This window comes from Streptomyces sp. NPDC107546, from assembly GCF_055639175.1.
The window spans coordinates 22,403-45,677 of sequence record NZ_JBVKBA010000037.1 but is presented as its reverse complement, the minus strand read 5'-3'; the positions used below and the strand labels follow the sequence as shown (position 1 = coordinate 45,677).

Here is a 23,275-nt window from a genome sequence, read left to right as displayed (position 1 = left end):
GGCCACAGCAGCGGACCCCGCGACGGGCGCCGACCCGTCGCGGGGGACGTATGCGTCCGGCGGCAGCCGTGACCATCCGGTGAGCCCTCAGCGGCGCCGGCGGTGCAGTGCGATCGCCGCCGCCGTGCCCCCGGCCACCGCGCCCACCCCGGCCGCCGCCGGCAGGCCGACCTTCGCGGCCTTGCGGGCCGTGCGGTAGTCGCGCAGGCGCCAGTCGCAGGCGCGGGCGTGTTTGCGGAGCTTGGCGTCCGGGTTGATCGCGTAGGGGTGGCCCACCAGCGACAGCATCGGGATGTCGTTGTGCGAGTCGCTGTACGCCGCGCAGCGCGAGAGGTCCAGCCCCTCCGCCACCGCCAGCGCGCGGACCGCCTCCGCCTTCGCCGGGCCGTGGAGGGGTTCGCCCACCAGGCGGCCGGTGTAGACGCCGTCGACCGACTCCGCCACCGTGCCCAGGGCTCCGGTGAGGCCCAGCCTGCGTGCGATCACCGTGGCGATCTCCACGGGTGCGGCGGTCACCAGCCACACCTTCTGGCCCGCGTCCAGGTGCGCCTGCGCCAGCGCCCGCGTACCCGGCCAGATCCGCTCGGCCATGTACTCGTCGTAGATCTCCTCGCCGATCGACATCAGCTCGGAGACCCGGTGGCCCTTCACGATCGACAGCGCCGAGTCCCGCGCGTCCTGCATGTGCTCGGGATCCTCCACCCCGGCCAGCCGGAACCACGCCTGCTGCCAGGCGAACTTCGCCAGATCGCGGGTCTCGAAGAACTTCCGCTTGTACAGGCCCCGGCCGAAGTGGAACAGCGCGGCGCCCTGCATCACCGTGTTGTCCAGGTCGAAGAACGCCGCCGCCTTGTCGTCGCCGTGGACCGGGAACTGCTGTTCCTGGTCGGAGACGTCCTGCGAGGTCTTGCGCGCTGCCTCCGCCGAGGCCTCGCCTGCCAACACGCTCCGCGCCGTGGCGGAGCGCCTACGGGGAGTGAGCCATCCGAGAGCGGCCATGACGCGAGCATAGCCACTCTGTTCGGTGGTTCCGGACTCGAGAGGTTTGGAGGCTGTGAACTCTCCACGACCGAGTCGTCAAAGGACTCCCAAGGAGTCATCCCCCCGGCGTGGCACGGGCGGTGGGGTGGGCACGACCGGGCGGTGAGCGCGGGCTGCCGCCGCGTTCCACCCGAGTGAGAATGGCCGACATGAGTCCCATCTTTCGGCGTAACAGCAGCGGCCGGCAGCCCCACGAGCGGCTCGTCACCCTCATCCGTAAGCCCGGGTGTCATCTCTGCGACGACGCACAGCTCGTCATCGAGAAGGTGTGCGGCGAGCTGGGCGTGCCCTGGGAGCAGAAGGACATCACCCAGGACCAGCGGCTCCACGACGAGTACTGGGAGCAGATCCCCGTCGTCCTCGTCGACGGCGCCCAGCACACCTTCTGGCGTGTCGACGAGCAGCGGTTGCGCAGGGCGCTGACCGACTAGTCCAAAGAGGTCCGCGAAGTCGCCTAGGATCGGGGGCGACTGGTCTTGGGGGCGGGGATCGTTGAGGAGAGTGTGCGGTGAAGCCCCCAGGAGTACCACGCGTGACCCCGGTCACGTTTGCCGGGCAAATCGGACACCATCTTTGTGCACGCGTTCACAAAGACATAGCCTGCATTCGACGGGGCGGTCCGGGGACGTGTGACCGCCCGCAGCCCCGCTCTACCCGCAGGAGCACCGTGGCAACTGGCCGAACTCACCGACCGGCGACCCGTAGCCGAGGGATTCCCGAGGCCACCGTCGCCAGGCTTCCGCTGTACCTCCGAGCCCTGACCGCGCTGTCGGAGCGCTCGGTACCCACGGTCTCCTCCGAGGAGCTGGCCGCCGCCGCGGGCGTGAACTCCGCGAAGCTGCGCAAGGACTTCTCCTACCTCGGCTCCTACGGCACCCGGGGCGTGGGCTACGACGTCGAGTATCTCGTCTACCAGATCTCCCGGGAACTGGGCCTGACCCAGGACTGGCCGGTTGTGATCGTCGGTATCGGTAACCTCGGCGCGGCGCTGGCCAACTACGGCGGGTTCGCCTCCCGCGGCTTCCGGGTCGCCGCCCTCATCGACGCCGACCCGGCCCTCACGGGCAAGGCCGTCGCCGGCATCCCGGTCCAGCACACGGATGATCTGGAAAAGATCATCAAGGACAACGGCGTCTCGATCGGCGTGATCGCGACCCCCGCGGGCGCCGCCCAGCAGGTCTGCGACCGGCTCGTGGGCGCGGGCGTGACCTCCATCCTGAACTTCGCGCCGACCGTGCTGACCGTTCCGGACGGTGTCGACGTCCGCAAGGTCGACCTCTCCATCGAGCTGCAGATCCTCGCCTTCCACGAGCAGCGCAAGGCCGGCGAGGAGGCCATCGCCGATGCGCTGCCCGACGGCCTGCCGTCCGCCGCCACGACCACGGAGTCCGCCGACAAGGGACCCGACGGGGACGTCCCCGCCGTGATGCCGGCATGAGTCTCCTCGTCGTCGGGCTGAGCCACCGCAGCGCACCGGTCAGCGTCCTCGAGCGGGCCACGCTGACCACGGACGCCCAGGTCAAGCTGGTCCATGACACGGTCGCCGCCGAGCCGGCCACCGAGGCCGCGGTGCTCGCCACCTGCAACCGCATCGAGCTGTACGCGGACGTCGACAAGTTCCACGCCGGTGTCGCCGAGCTGTCCACCCTGCTCGCCCAGCACAGCGGGGTCGGCCTCGACGAGCTGACCCCCTACCTCTACGTCCACTACGAGGACCGGGCCGTCCACCACCTGTTCTCGGTGGCCTGCGGACTGGACTCCATGGTCGTCGGCGAGGGGCAGATCCTCGGGCAGATCAAGGACTCCCTGGCCACCGCGCAGGAGCAGCACACCGCCGGACGCCTGCTGAACGACCTGTTCCAGCAGTCCCTCAGGGTCGGCAAGCGCGCCCACTCCGAGACGGGCATCGACCGTGCCGGGCAGTCCCTGGTCACCTTCGGCCTGGAGCAGCTGTCGGCCGGTGCGCCGGTGGAGACGTGGGCCAAGGGCAAGCGTGCCCTGGTGATCGGCGCCGGCTCCATGTCGTCGCTGGCCGCCGCGACGCTCGCCCGCGCCGGTGTCGCCGAGGTCGTGATCGCCAACCGCACCCTGGAGCGCGCCGAGCGCCTGGCGCAGATCCTCACCGAAGGGGACGACACGGACGTACGGGCGCGTGCGGTGCCGATGGAGACGGTTCCGGACCAGCTGACACGTGCCGACGTCGTGGTGTCCTGCACGGGCGCGACCGGGCTCGTCCTCACCGCCCAGTCGGTCGCCGCGGCCCTCGAGGGCCGGGTGGAGGGACCGGTCGCCCCGGACGCCGCAGCCGCGTCTTCCGCGCGCGTCACCGACCCGGCGCCGATACGCGGCCACCTGCCGCCCACCGGTCTCGGCACCGAGGAGGGCTGCCCGCTCGACCTCTCCGCCGTCCAGGGCACCGCCCACTTCTCGGTGCTCGGCGAAGCCGCCGTCGCCGGTATGCCGGCCGCCGAGCTGGAGCAGCACGCCGCGTGGGTGGACAAGGGCGCCGAGGAACCGCGCGGCGGTCGTACGGCCGTCGTGGCGGACCCGGGGACCGAGGCCGAGCTGATCAGCGCGCTCGCCGCGACCGTCGCCACGATCGGCCGGATCCCGGAGCGCCGCCGTCCGGAGCCCGTCGTCGAGACGCCCCGCCCCGCGCCCGTGCTGTCGCTGCTGGACCTTGCGATGCCCCGCGACATCGACGCGGCCGTGCACCGGCTGCTCGGAGTGCGGCTCGTCGACATCGAGTCGCTCGCCGAGGCCTCCGCCGACGCGCCGATGGCTGCCGACGTCGACCAGGTCCGGCGTATCGTCTCCGACGAGGTCGCCGCGTTCGGCGCCGCCCAGCGCGCCGAGCACATCACGCCCACCGTGGTCGCGCTGCGCTCGATGGCCGCCGACGTGGTGGCGAACGAGATCGCCCGACTGGAGGGGCGGCTGCCCGGCCTCGACGACAAGCACCGCGCGGAGATCACGCAGACCGTGCGGCGCGTCGTGGACAAGCTGCTGCACGCCCCGACCGTACGGGTCAAGCAACTCGCGGCCGAACCCGGCGGCGCCGGCTACGCGGACGCGCTGCGCACCCTGTTCGACCTGGACCCCGAGACGGTCGCCTCCGTCTCCCGGGCCGACGACCCCAAGCCCACCGAGAACACCGAGAACGCCAAGAACCGAGGGCGAGCATGAGTGAGCAGTCACCACTGAGGCTCGGGACCAGGCGCAGCAAGCTGGCCATGGCCCAGTCCGGGCAGGTCGCCGACGCCGTACGCCGGGTGACCGGACGGCCCGTGGAGCTCGTGGAGATCACGACGTACGGGGACACCTCCCGCGAGCACCTCGCGCAGATCGGCGGCACCGGTGTGTTCGTGACCGCCCTGCGCGACGCACTGCTGCGCGGCGAGGTCGACTTCGCGGTGCACTCGCTGAAGGACCTGCCGACCGCGCAGCCCGAGGAGCTGGTGCTGGCCGCCGTGCCGGTACGCGAGGACCCGCGGGACGTGATCGTCGCGCGCGACGCCCTGAAGTTCACCGACCTGCCCCGCGGGGCGCGCGTCGGCACCGGTTCGCCGCGCCGCATGGCGCAGCTGAACGCGTACGCGCGCGGCCACGGCCTCGACATCGAGACCGTCCCGATCCGCGGCAACATCGACACCCGGGTCGGATACGTCCGCAGCGGTGAGCTGGACGCCGTGGTCCTCGCCGCGGCCGGGCTCAACCGCATCGGGCGGATCGACGAGGTGACCGACTTCCTGTCGGTCGACACGGTTCTGCCCGCCCCCGGCCAGGGGGCACTGGCGATCGAGTGCAGGGCGGGGAACACCGCCCGGGATGCTGCCCTGATCGCGGCGCTCGCCGAGCTCGACGACCCGTTCACACGGGCCGCCGTGACCGCCGAGCGGTCCCTGCTCGCCGCCCTGGAGGCCGGTTGCAGCGCCCCCGTGGGCGCGCTGGCCGACCTGTTGGCCGACGGGCAGGTTGTCAAGGAAATGCGCCTGCGCGGAGTCGTCGGAACACCCGACGGCCGCACGCTGGTGCAGCTGTCCACCACCGGTCCCGTGCCCGAGACGCACGACCAGGCAATGGCGCTCGGTCGCGAACTCGCCGCCGAGATGCTCACCAAGGGCGCGGCCGGTCTGATGGGGGAGCGAGCACATTGAGCCCCACCACCCTTCCCGCCGGCCTTGAACACGGGCACGTCACCTTCCTCGGTGCCGGACCCGGAGATCCGGGACTACTCACACTGCGCGCCGTCGAGGCGCTGGCCAACGCGGACGTCCTCGTCGGCGAGCACGAGGTGCTCGACGTCGTGCGCACGCATGCCAGAGCGGGCGTCGCCGAGCTCAACACGGACACGGACCCCTCCACGGGTGCGTATCCGGGCGTGGGCACGCCTCAGCTGACGGTTGTTGACGGCGAGTCAACAGCCGCTGGTGTCCCTGCGTTGCGGGATGCCGCACATCTTGTCATGGAGGCTGCGCGGGGCGGCAAGCGGGTCGTCCGTGCGGTGTCCGGCGACCCCGGCCTGGACGCGTACGCGGCCGGCGAGATGCTGGCGTGCGCCGCCGAGGGCGTGCCGTTCGAGGTCGTCCCCGGCGTCGCGGCCGCCGTGGGCGTGCCCGCGTACGCGGGTGTGCCGCTGCGGGACGCGCAGGGCGCGGACGTCCGGTTCGTGGACGCCCGGACCGCCTCCGACCGCTGCTGGACGGAGGTCGGCGCGTCCGACGGCACGGTCGTGGTGTCCACGACGCTGGACTCGGTGGCGGCGGCGGCCGGGGAGCTTGTGGCCGCGGGCCGCAAGCCGGACACCCCGATGACGGTGACGGTGGCCGGTACGACGACGCGGCAGCGCACCTGGACCGCCACCCTCGGCTCCATCGCGCAGACGCTGAAGCAGGCGAAGGTCCTGCCGTCCCCCGAGGGCGGGCGTCCGGTGATAGCCGTGGTCGGTGAGCGTTCCGCCGCCGCCCAGCGCGACCAGTTGTCGTGGTTCGAGAACAAGCCGCTGTTCGGCTGGAAGGTCCTCGTGCCGCGTACGAAGGAGCAGGCGGCCTCGCTCTCCGACCAGCTGAGGTCCTACGGGGCCGTGCCGCACGAGGTCCCGACGATCGCGGTGGAGCCCCCGCGCACTCCGCAGCAGATGGAACGAGCGGTCAAGGGCCTGGTGACGGGCCGCTACGAGTGGATCGCGTTCACGTCGGTCAACGCGGTGCGGGCGGTCCGGGAGAAGTTCGAGGAGTACGGCCTGGACGCGCGCGCCTTCGCGGGCATCAAGGTCGCGGCGGTCGGCGAGCAGACGGCGAAGGCACTGGTGGACTTCGGTGTGAAGCCCGACCTGGTCCCCTCCGGCGAGCAGTCGGCGGCCGGCCTGCTGGAGGACTGGCCCCCGTACGACCCGGTCTTCGACCCGATCGACCGCGTGTTCCTGCCGCGCGCCGACATCGCGACCGAGACCCTGGTCGCGGGCCTGATCGAACTCGGCTGGGAGGTCGACGACGTGACGGCCTACCGGACGGTCCGCGCCTCGCCTCCGCCGGCCGAGACGCGTGAGGCGATCAAGGGCGGCGGCTTCGACGCGGTCCTGTTCACGTCCTCGTCCACGGTCCGGAACCTGGTCGGCATCGCGGGCAAGCCGCACAACGTGACGGTGATCGCGTGCATCGGTCCCGCGACCGCGAAGACGGCGGAGGAGCACGGCCTGCGGGTGGACGTCATGGCCCCGGAGCCGTCGGTCCACAAGCTGGCGGAGGCGCTGGCGGACTTCGGCCTCAAGCGCCGGGCCGCCGCGCTGGCGGCCGGGGACCCGGTGACACGGCCGAGCGAGCGGAGGCCGGGGGCGCGGAGGCGTCGGTCGACGACGTAGCGGTGTCGTCGCCCCCGCCGCCCCTGCCCTTGCCGCCCCTGGGGGCTGCGCCTCCCAACGGGGTGCGGGGGCGGGGCCCCCGCCGGGGTCGAAGGGGCGGGGCCCCTGGAGGACGGGACCGGCGGGGGCGAGAGGCGTGCGGAGTTTCGCCCGACTCGGCGTCGGCAAAAGGACACCCCCGCCGGGCGTAGCGTAGAAGGCATGACGAAGTACGGATCCTTCCCCGGTACCCGTCCCCGGCGGCTGCGCACCACGCCCGCCATGCGCCGTATGGTCGCCGAGACCCGGCTGCACCCCGCCGACTTCATCCTCCCGGCCTTCGTGCGTGAGGGAGTCAGCGAGCCCGTGCCGATCGGCTCCATGCCCGGTGTCGTGCAGCACACCCGGGACAGCCTGAAGAAGGCGGCGTTGGAGGCCGTGGAGGCCGGGATCTCCGGGATCATGCTCTTCGGCGTGCCCGAGGAGTCGAAGAAGGACGCCGTCGGGACCCCGGGCACCGACCCGGAAGGGATTCTTCAGGTCGCCATCCGGGACGTGCGCGCCGAGGTCGGCGACGACCTCCTCGTCATGTCGGACCTGTGCCTGGACGAGACCACCGATCACGGGCACTGCGGCGTGCTCGACGCCAGGGGCCGGGTCGACAACGACGCCACCCTCGAGCGGTACGCCGAGATGGCACAGGTCCAGGCCGACGCCGGTGCCCATGTCGTCGGGCCCAGCGGGATGATGGACGGGCAGATCGGCGTCATCCGCGACGCGCTCGACCAGATCGGGCGCGAGGACGTCGCAATCCTCGCCTACACCGCCAAGTACTCGTCCGCCTTCTACGGGCCGTTCCGCGAGGCCGTCGCCTCCTCGCTGCAGGGCGACCGCAAGACCTACCAGCAGGACCCCGCCAACTGGCGCGAGTCCCTGCGCGAACTCGCCCTCGATCTCGAGGAGGGCGCCGACATGGTGATGGTCAAGCCGGCCGGGCCCTACCTCGACATCCTGGCGAGGGTCGCGGACGCGGTCGACGTGCCCGTGGCCGCGTACCAGATCTCCGGCGAGTACGCCATGATCGAGGCCGCCGCCGAGAAGGGCTGGATCGACCGCGACCGGGCCATCCTGGAGACCCTGACCGGCATCAAGCGCGCCGGTGCGCGCAGCATCCTCACGTACTGGGCCACCGAGGTGGCCCGCAAACTCCGCGCAGACACCCAGTACATCGGCTAGTACGTCAACGCCGCCTTCCGGTTCGGCAGCCAGCACGTGACCCGCAGTGTGTCGTCGACGTACAGGCCCTTGGGCGGCAGCGCCGGGCGGGCGGCCGGGCCGGTGGGGAGCGTGATCGTGAGGGACGTGACGGTGCGGCCGTGCCCGCCCGTGCCGTCCGCCGCCGACAGCAGCACGGCCGCGTAGGCGGACCCTCCGGGGGAGAGGGTGATCCGGGACCCACGGGGCTTCGGATCCCGGGCCGGCGGCGCGAGGGAGCCGGACTCGCCGAAGCGGGCCTTCGGGTAGCCGTTGAGGGAGCAGTTCACGGCGCCCGTGTTCGTCACCGTCAACAGCAGGTGGTTCACCGGCTCGCTCACCCGCGTCGCCGTCGTCCGCATGTGTTTGCCCGAGCAGGGGACCGCCCTGCCCGGGTGCCCGGTGTCCCGGACGGACGGGCCGGGCAGCGAGGAGGGGCCCTCGTCCCGTACACCCTCGCCGTTCTCGCAGGCCGACAGCGCGAGCGCGGCGAGCGCGACGGTGACGGCGGCGAGCAGCCGGGGGCGGACGGCACGGGTGGGACGGCCGGTACGAGCAAAGGACATGGTCGGGGCCCTTCGGACGTGCGAGTCGGGGGGTGACGCCTCCGCTCGACCGGTCGGCGGGAGCGGAGGCCTCGACGGCCCAGCTTGACCGGTGGTTCGCCCGCCCGCCACAGTCGCCGCCGAATTCGGGACGCCGAGCCGATGGAACGCTTCCCGACCTGCGCGAATGCCGTCCCTTGGGAGGGGTGCCCGGGACGGCGGGTCTCGGCCGGAAGCGGACCGGGCACTTCCAACCGGCCTCAGCAGTCACGTTGTTGACCATCACATCGGTCGCTCGACGCACGACCGAGGGAACGGCCGACCGACCCATCGACCGATGGAACGACCGACTCCTTACGCCGACCACCAGGGAGACGCCATGTCCGACGACGCACTCAGCCACGACCCGGCCGAGCTGCGCAAGCGGATCGACACCACCAAGGCCCATCCGGCCCGCGTCTACGACGTCTTCCTCCGACTTCGACCAGCCGGTCGCCCTCGTACTCGTGGCGGTCCTGCACTTCGTCGAGGACGTCACGGACGCCGACATCAACGTGTACGGGGCCACCGGCGAGAAGGCCTGACGCCGGGAGCGTTCCCCGGTGTCAGCCGTCCGTGCCGAACCACTGCTCGGCGAGTGCGTCGAAGCGTGGTTCGGCCGGGTGCGGCAGCTCGTGGAGGTAGAAGGGCAGATCGCTGAAGACGTGCAGCAGCGTGTACGCCATCAACTGGTCCGGGTCGTGCGGGGCGCGTCCGTAGGCCTCGTAGAAGCGGCGGAGCTGGCGCGGGTCGGCACGGGTGACGAACAGGCCGACGCAGACGAAGTCGTACGCCGGATCACCGATCATCGCCGGCTCGAAGTCGAACATGCCCGTCAGCACGCGCCCGCCGCGCATGTCGATGGTCAGGTGCTCGCTCATGAACTCGGTGTGCAGCAGCACGCGTTCGGTGGACACGGGCAGCGGCACGGAGTCCAGGAAGTCGGGGATCCGGCTCAGCCAGGGCTCGGTCACCCCGGAGTGACGGTGCCACTCGAGCGCTCCGGCGCGCTGGCTGCGCAGGAACGCCGTCCAGTCCGGGGGCCCGACGATGTCCGTCAGCGGGTTCCAGTACATCGCGTGCAGGGAGGCCAGCGCCTCGGCCGACTCCGTGACGATACGGTCCTGTTCCGCCGCGGTCAGCCGGTGCCAGACGTCGTTGAGGGTCCAGCCGGGCAGCCGGGACATCAGCACCCACCGCCAGCCGTTCACGAACTCCTCGGTGCCGATCAAGCGCGGGGTGGGAAGCTTGAGCTGTCCCCACAGGTGGTGCAACACCCGTGCCTCGCGCACGGCTTCCCGCGCCTCGAACCGCGGATACAGCTTCAGCACCAGGTCGCCCCCGACGGCGTACACGGGCAGAGTCCCGTCCGGGAAGCGGCGCACCGCGAGTCCGACGAGGCCCATCTGGTCGAGCAGATGCAGCACGGCCGGGCGTAACACCTCCTCGTCCGAGACGATGGCTTTCAACTCGTCGTTCGTGTCCACGCTCGGCAGCATGCGCCGCATGCTAGGGCCCACGGACCGTCGTCCGCATGGCGAAACGAGACTGTTGTAGGGGACAGCGATATCCCTAAGGTGCACGAACGAGCCGTTTTCGAATGGCGTTCCCTATGACGTGTTACGTCCTGCGAACGCCCCTGCCCATCAGGAGCCGCCCTCGTGACCTCCAGCGAAAGCACGCCCAGCGGTCCGCCCCAGCCCGCGTTCGCCGCCCGGGTCGCCGAGGTCGGCGGTTCCCCCGTTCGGGACATCCTCGCCGTCACCGCGCGTCCCGAAGTCGTCAACTTCGCGGGCGGCCTGCCCGCCCCCGGGCTCTTCGACAGCGAGGGCGTCGCCGCCGCGTTCCACGCCGTGCTGACGGAGGCCCCGCAGCGGGCACTCCAGTACTCGACGACCGAGGGTGAACCGGCGCTGCGCGCCGCCCTCGCCGACCGCACCACCGCGCGCGGCCTCGCCACCGGCCCGGACGACCTGCTCGTCACCACCGGCTCCCAGCAGGCCCTCTCGCTGCTCGTCACCGCCCTGCTGGAGCCCGGCGACACGGTTCTCGTCGAGAACCCCTGCTACCTCGCGGCCCTCCAGGCCTTCGGCTTCGCGGGCGCCCGGGTCGTCGCCGTCCCCTGCGACGAGGACGGTATCGACCCCGGCGCGCTGGAGGAGCTGGTGGTGCGGGAGCGCCCCAAGCTGCTCTACACCGTCCCCACCTTCCAGAACCCCACCGGCCGCACCCTGCCCGCCGACCGCCGCGCGGCGATCGCCGGCGTCGCCGCCCGGCACGGCCTGTGGATCGTCGAGGACGACCCCTACGGGGAGCTCCGCTTCGAGGGCGAGCGCGTGCCGTGGATCGCCTCCTACGAGGACGCCCACGACCGCGCGGTGCTCCTCGGCTCGTTCTCCAAGGTGATGGCCCCCGGCCTGCGCCTCGGCTGGCTGCGGGCACCGGCGGCGCTGCGGCGGGCCTGCGCGATCGCGAAGCAGGCCGCGGACCTCCACACCCCGACCGTGAACCAGCTCGCCGCCGCGCGGTACCTGGCGGACCGCGACCTCGACGCGCACGTCGTCCGGGTCGCCGCCGCGTACCGCCAACGCCGCGACGCGATGCTCGTCGGCCTCGCTGACGCCCTGCCCGAGGGCTCCGTCTGGAACCGCCCCGAGGGCGGCATGTTCCTCTGGGCGCGGCTCCCGGAGGGGTACGACACCACGGCGCTGCTGCCGCGGGTGGTGGAGCAGGACGTGGCGTACGTCCCGGGCGCGCCGTTCTACGCCGACGCGCCGGACCGGTCGACCCTGCGGCTGTGCTTCGTCACGCACACACCGGGGGAGATCGAGGAGGGGTTGCGCAGACTGGGGAAGGGACTGAGCTGAGGGTCGCCTAGCGGGTCGCGTAGGTGGTGAAGGCGGTCCAGGTGGCGGGGGTTACCCGGAGGGTGGGGCCGGTGGGGTTCTTGGAGTCGCGGATGTGGACCGCCGCGTTGTCGGTGGACTGGGGGGTGGTGAAGGCGACTTCGAGGCACTGGCCGCCCTCGTCACCGCTGTAGGTCGACTTGAACCACTGAAGTGCTTCGGTGCTCATGCTTCTCCCAGCAAGCGGTCGAGCAGACCCATGGAGTCATGAGTGGTCAGGGCCTGTGTTCGCAGCATCGCATATTTGCGCGCCAGGATGGACACCTCGTCCGGGTCGGAGACCCACTGGCTGCCGCGCTGGGACTCGGTGTAGGCGAGATGCTGGTGGTCGGGCGTCTCCAGGAGGGTGAACGGGCCGTTGAGACCAGCGTGATAGGGGCTGTCCAAGGGGAGGAACTGCAGGGCGACGCCCGGCAGTTCAGCAATCGCGCGCAGGTGCCGTAGCTGCTCCCTGCGCACCCCTGGGTCGCCGATTCCCAGGTGAAGCACGGGTTCCCACACGACGAAGCTCAACGTCGGCGGGATCTTCCGGTGCAGAATCTCCTGACGCTCGACACGGGCTGCCGTACGGGTCTCGACCTCGTCCTCGTCGTACGCCGGTACACGATTGCGCAGCACGGCGCGGGCGTATGCCTCGGTTTGGAGGATGCCAGGCACGACCAGGGTGTCGTACCAGGACAGGGCAATGGCCTCGCGCTCGTGGTGGATGTACAACTCCGCCCACATCGGGAACTGGTCGATCTCAGGGAGGTTGGCCACCCCGGCCGTCAACAATCCCTTCGTGTCGAGCAGGTGGTCCAGCGCCTCGGCCAGATCCGGCTTCAACGGCCGTCGCCCCTGCTCGATCGACGCGATGGTCTCCTCGTCGACCATGAGCTCCCTGGCCAGGGACCCTTGGGTGTGGCCCGCCGCACGGCGGGCCGTGCCGAGCTGGACGCCCAGCATCTTCATGGCCGAGACGTTCTTCTTCCGTGGAGGCTTCCTGGAGGTCATGCTGGTCCAACTCCCCGCGCGTGCCCGTTCGCGACCCCGAAGGAACCCGTACAAAAAAACCGTACGGGTTCACTGAGTGATTCACGGTAGTGACTCTCCGCAACACTCGTCTCGTGAACGAAATGATCCAACTTCCGCCCCTGCGTGAGAGGTTCTTCCGACGGGAGCGCCGATCCGTCCCGGCCGCACGGCAGTTCGCGTACGAGGTGCTGGCCGGCTGGGGGCTCGCGAAGGCCGAGCGAAGTGACGACGTGCTGTTGTGCGTGAGCGAGTTGGCGACGAACGCGCTGGTGCACGGGGTACCGCCGGGCCGTTGCTTCCGGGTGTTCCTGCGGTACGACGGCGTGTTGCTGCGGGTGGAAGTGCACGACAGCGGTCCGGGCGAGCCGCGCATCCCACTGGAGGCGGACGAGGGCGGCCGGGGGCTGCTCCTGGTGGCGGCGCTCTCGGACAAGTGGGGGGTGGGGGAGCGGGACCCCGGCAAGGTGGTGTGGTGCGAATTTCTGTCGACGCTGTGGCCAGGCGGTTGAACCCTCCGGTGCGACACATTTCCCAGATGTGTCGCAGTTCCGCAGGCACACCCCTCAGTGGACGCGACCGGGCCTCCCAGGGTTCGCGCGACGTTCGCCGGCCATGGTCAGGTCATCCGGAGGGCCGGGTCGCGGGGGTCTGAGGCGGGGCCGTCACACGGCCCTCGACGCACTCCGGTCGCCCGCCCGCCGTCGGTCGGAAGCACGCCCGGACGACGGTGCCGGGGCGGGTGGCGGCCATGGGGGTGTAGACGTAGTCCTTCGCGTCGTCGGCGTCCTTGACCCGGGCGGAGTGACTGCGGCCGTCCGCGGTCACATCGATCCGGTCCCCGACATGGGCGCCCCACACCCGGGCCCAACTCGCGCCGCAGTCCTTGTTGTAGCGCAGTTCCATGCCGACGCCGGCGGCGGTGTGGTGCGACGCCAGGGTGGCCGGGTGGGGGCCGCAGTGCAGTGCCATCGGGTCCCCGCCCTCGCAGGTGGCGCCCCCGCAGAGCGGGGCGAGGACGGGTTGGGGCGGGGACGGGAACGGTCGCGGTGCGCCGCCCGGGTGCGGCATCAGGAAGAGGGCCAGGGCGACGGCCCCGGTGGCGAGGGCGCACACGGCGGCGACCAGCGCGGCGACCGCGCCCTTCCGGACGGCGTGTCCGGTGTCGTCGGCCGGGGCCGGGGCGGTGCCGGTGGCCTTCGCCGTGCCGGTGGCGTTCGCCGCGTCCGTATCCGTGGCCCCCGCCGTGTCCCCGTCCGTGGCCGGGGAGGGGGACGAAGCCGGAGGCGGGGGTGACTGCTGCGCCGGGGCCGTGGGCGGCTCCTCCGCCCGTGCGCGTCCACTCGCCTCCGACTCCGCCAGCTCCCACAGGGCCAGACAGCGGGCGGCGGGTTCGTGGGCGAGGCGGCACAGGTCCAGCACGGCCTGGCGCGGCGGCAGTGTCTTGCCGTTGAGGTAGCGCTCCCAGGACGACTTGCTGTACGGGGTGCGTTCCTCCAGGCGGGCCAGGCTCAGACCGGTGCGTGCCTTCAGCTCGCGCAGTTCGGCCGCCAACCGCGCCCGCTCCGCGGACGTCGTCCCCTGCGTCCCCGTCGGCCGGGTCATGTGCGCAGCGCCCTCCAGGTGTGCGGTCCGACGATGCCGTCCGGGGGCAGACCGGCCCGCTTCTGCAGCTCCTTGACCGCGCGCTCGGTCAGCGGCCCGTAGACACCGTCGATGCCGCCGGGGGAGAAGCCCGCCCGACGCAGCAGGCACTGCGCCTCGGCCACGTCCGGACCCGCCAGGCCCTGCGCCAGGATCGCGTCCTGCGTACGGCTGTTGCCCGCGTACCAGTGGCCGTCGGTCCGCTGGATGCGACAGGTGTACGACGGCGCCGACCCCGACGTCGGGAAGGAGCCGGCGGTCGAGGCGGGGCGGGTCGTCACCGCCTTGTCGTCGGTGCCGTGGTCCGTGAGGCGGGCGACCAGGAGAACCGCCGAGACGGCGGCCAGCACCAGGGCCACGGCTCCCGCCCCCACCGCGATGCGCAACGAACGTCCGTGCGGCCGGGCCGTCTTGCCGTCCGCGGCGGACGGGGTCTCGTCGTCAGTCGGGAACGGCCCGGCCTCGGCCGCCGAAGGCTCCTTCCCGTCCGCCTCCGCCACCGACGTGCCCCGGCGCCGCTTCTCCCAGCCCTCCGCGGCCAGTTCGTGCAGCACCAGCAGCCGTGTCGGATCCTCACCACCGACCTGGGCCAGTGCCTCCACGGCCTCACGGGGCGGCAGCGACCTGCCGTTGAGGTACCGCTCCCACGACTTCTGGCTGTAGCCGGTCTTCGCCGCCAGCCGCTGCATGCTCAGATCGCCGTGGTCCTTCAGCCGCCGTAATCGCACCACCAACTGCCGCACACGCGGATCCAGGTCTGCGGGCAGCGCTTTCCAACGCGACATGTTCCCCCTACTCGCGTCCCGGGACCTTGGTCGTCGGTCCCCGTTTCCGCCGCATTCTGCATGAACTTCCACGGCGCACCCCACATATCGGTTCCCGCCCCGGCACCGAATAGGCCACCCGCCCGCCCCACCCGCTCCCCGCCGACGTCACGTCGAAGCGTCCCGCCCAGGCGTCCCGCCAAGATGTGTCCCCGCAGGTCAACGCCCTGGACGTCCCACGAAGTCGTCACTGCGGCGGCGCTCGTGGCGCATCTCGGCGCCCGGCCCGCACTCTCGAGTGGCCAGCGGCGCCCACCACGTCAGGCGCTGCCCGATCACCCGAAAGGGACACACATGCGACCGAACTTCATGGCGAGGACCCTCGTTGCGGCCACCGCCGTCGCCGGGATCGCCGCCGGGAGCCTCGCGGGGGCGACCGCCGGCTTCGCGGCCTCCGCGCCGGCCGCCAAGCCGGCGATGAGCACCCAGGCCGTCTCGGTGCAGGCGGTGAACAACCTGGGCCTGAACACCAAGGAGGCCATGGGCATCCAGCGGGTGCTGAAGAACCACTGGGGCTACCAGGGCAAGATCGACGGCCGGCTCGGCACCGACAGCTGGAAGGCCATGCAGCGCTACCTCCACAAGTACTGGGGCTACAACAAGAAGATCGACGGCGTCGTCGGAGGCGACACGGTGAAGGCGCTGCAGCGCATGCTGAAGAAGTACTACGGCTACAAGGGCAAGATCGACGGAATCGCCGGGAAGGACACCAAGGCCGCGTTCAAGCGGTTCGCCGACGACTACGTCTGACGGCCGCCCGCGAGAGGCGGCCTGCGCGCAGACGGCCCAAAGACACCGCGGCCCGTCCTCCCACGGGGGAGAGGACGGGCCGCGGCCCTGGCAGGGTGGGGTTCAGAGCCGCTCGGGCGTCCTGATGCCCAGCAGCGCCATCCCCTGGTGCAGCGTCCGGGCCGTGACGTCGCACAGGAAAAGGCGGTTCTGCACCTGCTCCGGCGTCTGAGCCTTCAGCACCGGGCACTTGTCGTAGAACGACGTGTACAACGACGCGAGCTGGTAGAGGTACGCCGCCATCTTGTGCGGGGCGTACTCCGCCGCCGCCTCCGCCACCGTCTCCGCGAAGGCGTCCACGTGCAGGCCGAGCGCGCGCTCCGCGTCCGTCAGCGCCAGCTCCGGATGCGCGGACGGCCGTACGTCGCCGGCCTTGCGCAGGATCGACTGGATACGGGCGTACGCGTACTGGAGGTAGACGGACGTGTCGCCGTTCAGCGAGACCATCTGGTCCAGGTCGAACTTGTAGTCCCGGTTCGCCGACGTCGACAGGTCCGCGTACTTCACCGCGCCGATGCCCACCTGGGCGCCCCGCTCGGCGATCTCCTCCTCGGACAGGTCCTGCGCCTTCTCCCGTACGACGGCGGAGGCGCGGTCGATCGCCTCGTCCAGCAGGTCCACCAGCCGCACCGTCTCGCCCTCACGGGTCTTGAACGGCTTGCCGTCCTTGCCGAGGACCGTGCCGAAGGCGAGCTGGTAGGCCTTCACGTCGTCGTTCAGCCAGCCGGCCCTCCGCGCCGTCTCGAAGACCATCTTGAAGTGCAGCGACTGGCGGGCGTCCACGACGTAGATGATCGAGTTGGCCTTCAGGTTGAAGACACGGTCCCTGATCGCGGACAGGTCCGTCGCCGCGTAGCCGTAGCCGCCGTCCGACTTCTGCACGATCAGCGGGACCGGCTTGCCGTCGGGGCCCTTGATGTCGTCGAAGAAGACGCAGAGCGCCCCTTCGGAGCGGACGGCGACGCCCGACTCCTCCAGGAGACGGCAGGTCTCGGCCAGCATGTCGTTGTAGCCGGACTCGCCGACGATGTCGGGGTCCCGGATCTCCATGTCCAGCTTCTCGAAGACCGAGAAGAAGTAGATCTTCGACTCGTCGACGAACTTCTGCCACATGGCGAGCGTGTGCGGATCGCCGGCCTGGAGGTCGACCACCCGGCGCCGCGCCCGCGTCTTGAACTCCTCGTCGGAGTCGAAGAACTTGCGCGCGGCCTTGTAGAGGCGGTCGAGGTTCGACATCGCCTCCTCGCCCGTCACCTCGGCGGCCTTGTGGTCCAGCTCGTGCGGGTGCTCGTCCAGGTACTGGATGAGCATGCCGAACTGGGTGCCCCAGTCGCCGATGTGGTGTCGGCGGATCACCGTCTCGCCGGTGAACTCGAGAAGCTTGACGACCGAGTCGCCGATCACCGCGGAACGCAGGTGACCGACGTGCATCTCCTTCGCCACGTTCGGTTGGGCGTAGTCGATCACCGTGGTACCCGGCCGCTCGGTGTACGGCACGCCGAGGCGGCCCTCGGCGTCGGCGGCGCGGGCCGCGAGGTTCTCGGTGATCGCCTGGTCCGTGACCGTGATGTTGAGGAAGCCGGGGCCCGACACCTCGACCTTCCCGATCACGTCACCCGTGACCACCTGGCCGACGACCTGCGTCGCCAACTCCCTCGGGTTCGCCTTCGCCTTCTTCGCCAGCGCCAGGATCCCGTTGGCCTGGAAGTCCGCCCGGTCGCTGCGTCGCAGCAGCGGGTCCGCGTCGGCGGCCTCGGGCAGGGCAGCCGAGAGGGCGGACGCGAGGCGCTGGTGGACGGCGGACGTGAGGGACGTGACCGAGGCCATAGCTATGGGTGCCGTTCTCCTCGTGGGGATGGATAGACACGCCCAGTATCCCATGCGGGGTAAAGCGAATTTTCCTCTCGCCCGGTGAACGGCCGCGCCCGTTCACCCGTCCAACGCGTTGAAAAGGCGTTTTCGTGGATGTGGCGCAGCCTGGGACAATGGAGCGGTCAGCCGTGCGACCGTACCGGCTGCTCGTGGAGAACTTTCAGAAAAAGAGGACGTGCCGATCGTGGCTCAGAGCACCGAGACCACCGACTGGGTCTCCCGTTTCGCGGATGAGGTCATCGAGGAGTCGGAGCGTCGGGCCCCGGGCAAACCGGTCGTCGTCGCGTCCGGGCTGTCTCCGTCCGGCCCGATCCACCTGGGGAACCTGCGCGAGGTCATGACCCCGCACCTGGTCGCCGACGAGATCCGCCGGCGCGGGTACGAGGTGCGGCACCTGATCTCCTGGGACGACTACGACCGGTACCGCAAGGTGCCGGCCGGTGTCGCGGGCGTGGACGAGTCGTGGGCCGAACACATCGGCAAGCCGCTCACCTCCGTCCCGGCCCCGAAGGGCTCGGCGTACCCGAACTGGGCCGAGCACTTCAAGGCCGCCATGATCGCCTCGCTCGCCGAGCTGGGCGTGGAGTTCGACGGCATCAGCCAGACCGCGCAGTACACCTCCGGGGTGTACCGGGAGCAGATCCTGCACGCGATGAAGCACCGCGGCGACATCGACGCGATCCTCGCCCAGTACCGCACCAAGCCGAAGCCCGCCAAGAAGCAGCAGCAGAAGCCCGTCGACGAGGCCGAGCTGGAGGCCGAGGAGGGCTCGGGCGCCGCGTCCGAGGACGACGGCAGCTCCGGCGCCGCCGGTTACTTCCCGTACAAGCCGTACTGCGGCGGTTGCGGCAAGGACTTCACCACGGTCACCGCCTACGACGACGACTCCACCGAGATGACGTACACGTGCACCGCGTGCGGCTTCTCCGAGACGGTCCGGCTGAGCGAGTTCAACCGCGGCAAGCTGGTCTGGAAGGTCGACTGGCCGATGCGCTGGGCCTACGAGGGCGTGATCTTCGAGCCGAGCGGTGTCGACCACTCGTCGCCGGGATCGTCGTACCAGGTCGGTGGGCAGATCGTCGGGATCTTCGGCGGCAAGCAGCCCATCGGGCCCATGTACGCCTTCGTCGGCATCTCCGGCATGGCGAAGATGTCGTCCTCGCGCGGTGGCGTCCCCACCCCGGCCGACGCCCTCCAGATCATGGAGCCCCAGCTGCTGCGCTGGCTCTACGCCCGCCGCAGGCCCAACCAGTCCTTCAAGATCGCCTTCGACCAGGAGATCCAGCGCCTCTACGACGAGTGGGACAAGCTCGCGGGCAAGGTGGCCGACGGCTCCGCCCTCCCCGGCGACGTCGCCGCGTACACCCGCGCGGTCGGCACCGCCGCCGATGAGCTGCCCAGGACGCCCCGCCCGCTGCCCTACCGCACCCTCGCGTCCGTCGCCGACATCACCGCCGGCCACCAGGACCAGGCGCTGCGCATCCTGTCCGACCTCGACCCGGCCAACCCGCTCGCCTCGCTCGACGAGGCGCGCCCGCGGTACGACAAGGCCGAGGCGTGGATCAACACCCACGTCCCCGCCGACCAGCGCACCATCGTCCGCGACGAGCCCGACGTCGAACTGCTGAAGTCCCTCGACGAGCCCTCCCAGCAGTCGATCCGGCTGCTGCTCGACGGCCTGGAGGAGCACTGGTCGCTGGACGGGCTCACCCACCTCGTGTACGGCGTGCCCAAGGTCCAGGCCGGATTCTCCGCGGACGCCACGCCCAAGGAGCTGCCGCCGGAGATCAAGACGGCCCAGCGGTCGTTCTTCGCGCTCCTGTACCACCTGCTCGTCGGCCGCGACACCGGCCCGCGCCTGCCCACGCTGCTGCTCGCGGTGGGCCAGGACCGGGTGCGGGCCCTGCTCGGGGAGTAGGACCGAGCAGAAGGCGCCCGGTGCTCTTCTGCACCGGGCGCCTTTCCGTGCAGGCCCTAGGCGATGTGGTCCTCTTCCAGTTCCGCGTTGTAGCGGTTGGTGAAGCGGTTGACCATGCGCTTGGCCTCTTCCGGGGGGAGGCCGATGCTGAACTCCGCCTCGACGTTCTCGCTGAACTCACGGGGCGTCGGGTAGCTGCCGTTGATCGACTGCTTGAAGACCTGGTAGTACGCCTCCTCGTCCGGCTGGGGCGTGCCGCCGCCCTCGCCGAGCTCGCGGGTGCGGTTCGGGCCGACGGGGATGGGGAAGCTGCCGGTGTCCTCGGGGGAGGGCTGCGGGGGACCCTGCGGTCCGGACTGCTGCGCGCCCTGCGGGACGGGCGCCTGGAACTTCTGCGGGACGGTCTGCTCGAACTGCTCCGGGTGCTGGTCCTCGTACCAGTCGTCGTACGGGGGCTCCGGCTCGTACGACGGGTCGTAGCCGCCGTGGTAGTCGACCTGCCGTGGGGCCTGGAACCAGGGGCTCTGGTCGTCCGGCTCCTCGTATCCGAGATGCCCGGGGTCGCCCTCGAGCTGGGGGCGCTGCCCGCCGAGCGGTGCGGCTGACTGCGGGACCGGCGCCGCCCCGGCGGCACGACTGCCCGCCGCTGCGTTCAGCTGCGGCGCCGAGGGTATCAGCGCCGGTTCGATGCCCGCCGCCGCCAGGCCGGCCGGAGCCGTCTGCGCCAGCGGCACGCCGTACCGCGCCAGCCTCAGCGGCATCAGCGACTCCACCGGGGCCTTGCGACGCCACGCCCGGCCGAAGCGGGAACGCAGGCGCGCCTGGTAGACGAGACGCTCCTGCTCCAGCTTGATCACCTGGTCGTACGACCGCAGCTCCCACAGCTTCATCCGTCGCCACAGCAGAAACGTCGGAACCGGCGAGAGCAGCCACCGGGTCAGACGGACGCCCTCCATGTGCTTGTCCGCCGTGATGTCCGCGATCCGGCCGATCGCATGCCGGGCCGCCTCCACCGCGACCACGAACAGCACCGGGATCACCGCGTGCATGCCCACACCCAGCGGGTCCGGCCACGCCGCCGCGCCGTTGAACGCGATCGTCGCCGCCGTCAGCAGCCACGCCGTCTGACGCAGCAGCGGGAACGGAATGCGGATCCAGGTCAGCAGCAGGTCCAGGGCCAGCAGCACACAGATGCCCGCGTCGATGCCGACCGGGAAGACATAACTGAAGTCGCCGAAGCCCTTCTTGATGGCCAGCGCACGGACGGCCGCGTATGAACCCGCGAAACCGATCCCGGCGATGATGACAGCACCGGTGACGACCACACCGATGAGAATCCGGTGCATCCGTGTCAACTGCAGTGGCGCGGCCACCTGTACTCCCCTCCCAGTGCCTGTTGTTGCGCGCAACAGGGTGGCACACGCGTGCGGTGAACGGGTGGCCGGTATGGGGAGAGCCCCCCATCCGCACCGGACCGAACCCCCGCAACCTCCCTGCGCGCGCCACGCGTTCCGCGCGGCAGTCGGTCAGCTCTTCGGCGAGGCCGACGGCGACGGAGAGCCGCCCTTCGCGGGGCTCGCCGACGCGGAGGACGACGCCGACGCCGACTTCGACGGCGAGGCGCTCTTCGACGCCCCCTGCGACGGAGACCCGCCCGGCGCCTTGCCACCGTCGTTGTTCGCCGCCGACACCGCGGACACCACCTCCTTGACGGCCTTCTCCGCCGCCTTGGTCAGGTCGTCCGCGTCCGGCGACTTGTCACCGGCCAGGCCCGCGCCGTTGTAGTCGACGGTGACCACGACGTTCTCCAAGCGCGCCACCACCGTCTGCTGCTTGAAGTCGCCTTCCTTCTTCTTCAGGTCGTACGTCACCGCCGTCGCCGCGTCGCCCGCCCCGGAGACCGGCACCGCCTTGGTGTCCTTCGCGCCCTCGACCGCCTTGGCGTCCTGTACCTGCTGGTCGTAGTACTGCTGCGCCAGCTTGTTCCCGTCGCCGCGCGTGGCGTCCGACTCGAAGCGCAGCAGGGAGACGTTGAGCCAGCGGAACTGGGAGCCCTTGACGCCGTTGTTCTGCAGACTGCTCCACGAGCAGCTCGACCGCGTCTTCGCGTCGTCCGTCGAGCCCGCCTTGCCGGACTTCACACCCTTCGGGACCAGATCGCCCAGGGTCTTCTGCGACAACACGGAGCAGGGCTGGGGCAGCGTCGCGTACGCCGCGGGCCGCACCGCGTTCGCCGACGCGCTCTGCGAGGGTCGTGCGCTCGACTCCTGCGCCTGCGGCTTGGCGTCGCCGCCCGAGCCCGAACCGGAGGAGCCCGAGGAACACCCGGCGGCGACGAGCACCGCCGGGACGGCGGCCGCGCAGACGAGGAAACGGCTCACGCGTGAACCCCGCCGGCCCGGCCGGCACTCGCTCCGCTCGCCCTGATCACTGTGCTCGTGCTGGTCTCGCTGTCGGTGCATGGTTCCTTCACTCATGACGCTTGTGACGCTCGTGGTCCTTCGGTCGGAACGGGTCCGAGGGGCCACGGTACGCGGTGGGGACACATGCGGGGGGAGGTTCGGTTCCCGCGCGGGGGTCCGGCGAGGGGGTCCCTCAGCCGAGCGAGCCGGCCAGCTGACCGGCCAGTTTCCTGGCCTTGTCCTGCATGTCCTCGCTGCTCGGGGTGGTCCCGGGCGCGGCCGGCTGCTCGTCGTACTCGATGGTCACGATCACGTTGGACGTGCGGAACACCACAGTCACGGTCCGCTGCTGGGCGGTGCTCAGCACGTCGTCGATGAACGCCTCGTCGCCGAGGTCGTCGAGAGTGCGGGGCTGCAGATCGGCCGGGGTTCCGGTGACGGAGGGACTGCCGGAGGGAGAGCCGGACGCCGATGCCGAGGGGTGGGGACCGCCACCGGCCGGAGAAGCAGAGGCGGAGGAGGACGGGGAAGCGGAGCCGGAGCTGGAACCGGGAGCGGGGCTCGCAGGGGAACCGGAACTCGAACTGGAACCGGCACTGGGCTCCGGAAGGTTCGCGGCCTGCTCCTTGGTGGCGTAGACCTGATGGGCGGCGTTGTCGTCGGAGACCGTGTTGTCGTACGACACCACCCGCTCGAAATCCACGAACAGATGGTCCGTGGCGTCGGTCGACTCCGCCTTCCAACGACAGCCGGAGCGGCGGTCGTTGTTGTAGGTGAGGGCGGCCTCGCCCTGGTACGCCCTGTCGCGCTGCTCCTGGTCCGCTATGCGTGTCAGGCCCGGCAGAAGCGCTTCGAGGGTGTCATGGCTCACGGCACTGCAGGCGTCGGCGAGGGTGCGGTACTTGCCCGGCTGCGGGGCGGCGGCGCTCGTGGTGGAACCGGCCTTGGGGTCCGCGGCCCGGCCACCGCTGCCGGAACCGCCGGTGCAGGCGGCCAGCAGGGCCGCGAGGAGCACGGCGGCGCCCGGTACGTACGCCTTCCGCTGCACGGTGAGGCTCCTCTCGACGGTGTTCCGCGGGGTGGGGCCCGCTGGTTATTCGGTTGCCGCACGGGGCGGACCCCTGGAGACAATGTGTATCGCACGCACTGCCGTGGACGCCGGTCCGTTGTCCCATACGTCGACCTTGGCGC

General features: G+C 71.1%; 21 protein-coding genes and 1 pseudogene. 11 read left to right on the top strand and 11 right to left on the bottom strand.

Translation table 11 applies throughout. The features are described 5' to 3' along the window. Nucleotides 1-87: 87 nt before the first annotated feature. A complete protein-coding gene (locus ACZ7L1_RS33680) occupies nucleotides 88-999 on the bottom strand; it encodes an HAD family hydrolase (protein WP_200418669.1) in 912 nt (303 codons plus the stop codon). Nucleotides 1,000-1,181: 182 nt separating this feature from the next. On the opposite strand from ACZ7L1_RS33680, the gene ACZ7L1_RS33675 reads away from it, so the two are divergent. From ACZ7L1_RS33675 to hemB, 6 genes are all read left to right on the top strand, one after another. Continuing rightward, nucleotides 1,182-1,472, top strand: a complete 291-nt coding sequence (locus ACZ7L1_RS33675) for a glutaredoxin family protein (RefSeq protein WP_471442709.1) — start codon at nucleotides 1,182-1,184, stop codon at nucleotides 1,470-1,472. A gap of 236 nt (nucleotides 1,473-1,708) precedes the next feature. Further along, nucleotides 1,709-2,479 (top strand): redox-sensing transcriptional repressor Rex, encoded by a 771-nt coding sequence (locus tag ACZ7L1_RS33670; RefSeq protein WP_471442707.1) that lies wholly within the window; start codon nucleotides 1,709-1,711, stop codon nucleotides 2,477-2,479. Next, entirely contained in the window at nucleotides 2,476-4,227 is a 1,752-nt protein-coding gene (locus tag ACZ7L1_RS33665; RefSeq protein ID WP_471442705.1) for a glutamyl-tRNA reductase, read from the top strand. Before ACZ7L1_RS33670 ends, ACZ7L1_RS33665 begins: the two co-directional genes overlap by 4 nt. Beyond that, nucleotides 4,224-5,198 carry a hydroxymethylbilane synthase gene (gene hemC / locus ACZ7L1_RS33660; protein ID WP_471442703.1) on the top strand — a complete coding sequence of 325 codons (975 nt, stop codon included), beginning with the start codon at nucleotides 4,224-4,226 and terminating at the stop codon, nucleotides 5,196-5,198. The genes ACZ7L1_RS33665 and hemC overlap by 4 nt, the downstream gene beginning before the upstream one ends. After that, nucleotides 5,195-6,901 carry a bifunctional uroporphyrinogen-III C-methyltransferase/uroporphyrinogen-III synthase gene (locus ACZ7L1_RS33655; protein WP_471442701.1) on the top strand — a complete coding sequence of 569 codons (1,707 nt, stop codon included), beginning with the start codon at nucleotides 5,195-5,197 and terminating at the stop codon, nucleotides 6,899-6,901. Before hemC ends, ACZ7L1_RS33655 begins: the two co-directional genes overlap by 4 nt. 201 nt (nucleotides 6,902-7,102) lie before the next feature. Continuing rightward, nucleotides 7,103-8,116, top strand: a complete 1,014-nt coding sequence (gene hemB / locus ACZ7L1_RS33650; protein WP_471442699.1) for a porphobilinogen synthase — start codon at nucleotides 7,103-7,105, stop codon at nucleotides 8,114-8,116. Here the strand turns inward: hemB and ACZ7L1_RS33645 are convergent. After that, the gene (locus ACZ7L1_RS33645; RefSeq protein WP_471442698.1) at nucleotides 8,113-8,700 is read right to left on the bottom strand and encodes a DUF4232 domain-containing protein; all 588 of its coding nucleotides are present in this window, start codon (nucleotides 8,698-8,700) and stop codon (nucleotides 8,113-8,115) included. The two genes, hemB and ACZ7L1_RS33645, sit on opposite strands and share 4 nt — an antisense overlap. 358 nt (nucleotides 8,701-9,058) lie before the next feature. On the opposite strand from ACZ7L1_RS33645, the pseudogene ACZ7L1_RS33640 reads away from it, so the two are divergent. Further along, nucleotides 9,059-9,154: pseudogene (locus tag ACZ7L1_RS33640) on the top strand (SAM-dependent methyltransferase); the annotation flags it as partial. Nucleotides 9,155-9,284: 130 nt separating this feature from the next. Here ACZ7L1_RS33640 and ACZ7L1_RS33635 read toward each other — a convergent pair. After that, complete coding sequence (locus ACZ7L1_RS33635) at nucleotides 9,285-10,217, bottom strand: phosphotransferase family protein (RefSeq protein ID WP_471442696.1); 933 nt, start codon at nucleotides 10,215-10,217, stop codon at nucleotides 9,285-9,287. Nucleotides 10,218-10,379: 162 nt separating this feature from the next. Between ACZ7L1_RS33635 and ACZ7L1_RS33630 the strand changes: the two genes are divergently transcribed. Further along, a complete protein-coding gene (locus ACZ7L1_RS33630; protein WP_471442695.1) occupies nucleotides 10,380-11,585 on the top strand; it encodes an aminotransferase-like domain-containing protein in 1,206 nt (401 codons plus the stop codon). Between the two features lie 7 nt (nucleotides 11,586-11,592). Here ACZ7L1_RS33630 and ACZ7L1_RS33625 read toward each other — a convergent pair whose 3' ends face one another. After that, nucleotides 11,593-11,793: a DUF397 domain-containing protein gene (locus ACZ7L1_RS33625; RefSeq protein WP_471442693.1), complete on the bottom strand. Its 201-nt coding sequence runs from the start codon at nucleotides 11,791-11,793 to the stop codon at nucleotides 11,593-11,595. Next, nucleotides 11,790-12,617: a helix-turn-helix domain-containing protein gene (locus ACZ7L1_RS33620; protein WP_471442691.1), complete on the bottom strand. Its 828-nt coding sequence runs from the start codon at nucleotides 12,615-12,617 to the stop codon at nucleotides 11,790-11,792. Before ACZ7L1_RS33620 ends, ACZ7L1_RS33625 begins: the two co-directional genes overlap by 4 nt. A gap of 113 nt (nucleotides 12,618-12,730) precedes the next feature. On the opposite strand from ACZ7L1_RS33620, the gene ACZ7L1_RS33615 reads away from it, so the two are divergent. Then, nucleotides 12,731-13,147, top strand: coding sequence for an ATP-binding protein (locus ACZ7L1_RS33615; RefSeq protein ID WP_471442689.1), 417 nt, complete (start codon nucleotides 12,731-12,733; stop codon nucleotides 13,145-13,147). A 112-nt stretch (nucleotides 13,148-13,259) separates the two neighbouring features. Here the strand turns inward: ACZ7L1_RS33615 and ACZ7L1_RS33610 are convergent, their stop codons facing one another. Together ACZ7L1_RS33610 and ACZ7L1_RS33605 are read right to left on the bottom strand one after the other, a co-directional pair. Next, a complete protein-coding gene (locus ACZ7L1_RS33610) occupies nucleotides 13,260-14,240 on the bottom strand; it encodes a helix-turn-helix domain-containing protein (RefSeq protein ID WP_471442687.1) in 981 nt (326 codons plus the stop codon). Then, on the bottom strand, nucleotides 14,237-15,064 hold the full coding sequence (locus tag ACZ7L1_RS33605) for a peptidoglycan-binding protein (protein ID WP_471442685.1): 828 nt from the start codon (nucleotides 15,062-15,064) through the stop codon (nucleotides 14,237-14,239). Before ACZ7L1_RS33605 ends, ACZ7L1_RS33610 begins: the two co-directional genes overlap by 4 nt. A 333-nt stretch (nucleotides 15,065-15,397) precedes the next feature. Here ACZ7L1_RS33605 and ACZ7L1_RS33600 point away from each other — a divergent pair, with 333 nt between their 5' ends. Further along, a complete protein-coding gene (locus tag ACZ7L1_RS33600; protein WP_471442683.1) occupies nucleotides 15,398-15,853 on the top strand; it encodes a peptidoglycan-binding domain-containing protein in 456 nt (151 codons plus the stop codon). Nucleotides 15,854-15,955: 102 nt separating this feature from the next. On the opposite strand, the gene argS is transcribed toward ACZ7L1_RS33600, so the two are convergent. Continuing rightward, the gene (gene argS, locus ACZ7L1_RS33595; RefSeq protein WP_471442681.1) at nucleotides 15,956-17,719 is read right to left on the bottom strand and encodes an arginine--tRNA ligase; all 1,764 of its coding nucleotides are present in this window, start codon (nucleotides 17,717-17,719) and stop codon (nucleotides 15,956-15,958) included. Between the two features lie 220 nt (nucleotides 17,720-17,939). Here argS and lysS point away from each other — a divergent pair, with 220 nt between their 5' ends. Beyond that, nucleotides 17,940-19,682 (top strand): lysine--tRNA ligase, encoded by a 1,743-nt coding sequence (gene lysS, locus ACZ7L1_RS33590; protein ID WP_471442679.1) that lies wholly within the window; start codon nucleotides 17,940-17,942, stop codon nucleotides 19,680-19,682. Between the two features lie 56 nt (nucleotides 19,683-19,738). On the opposite strand, the gene ACZ7L1_RS33585 is transcribed toward lysS, so the two are convergent. The 3 genes from ACZ7L1_RS33585 to ACZ7L1_RS33575 form a co-directional block, all read right to left on the bottom strand. Next, nucleotides 19,739-21,028, bottom strand: a complete 1,290-nt coding sequence (locus ACZ7L1_RS33585) for a DUF2637 domain-containing protein (RefSeq protein WP_471442735.1) — start codon at nucleotides 21,026-21,028, stop codon at nucleotides 19,739-19,741. Between the two features lie 180 nt (nucleotides 21,029-21,208). Then, entirely contained in the window at nucleotides 21,209-22,159 is a 951-nt protein-coding gene (locus ACZ7L1_RS33580) for a DUF3558 family protein (RefSeq protein ID WP_471442678.1), read from the bottom strand. A 118-nt stretch (nucleotides 22,160-22,277) separates the two neighbouring features. Then, nucleotides 22,278-23,132, bottom strand: coding sequence for a DUF3558 domain-containing protein (locus tag ACZ7L1_RS33575; RefSeq protein WP_471442676.1), 855 nt, complete (start codon nucleotides 23,130-23,132; stop codon nucleotides 22,278-22,280). Between the last annotated feature and the right edge of the window lie 143 nt (nucleotides 23,133-23,275).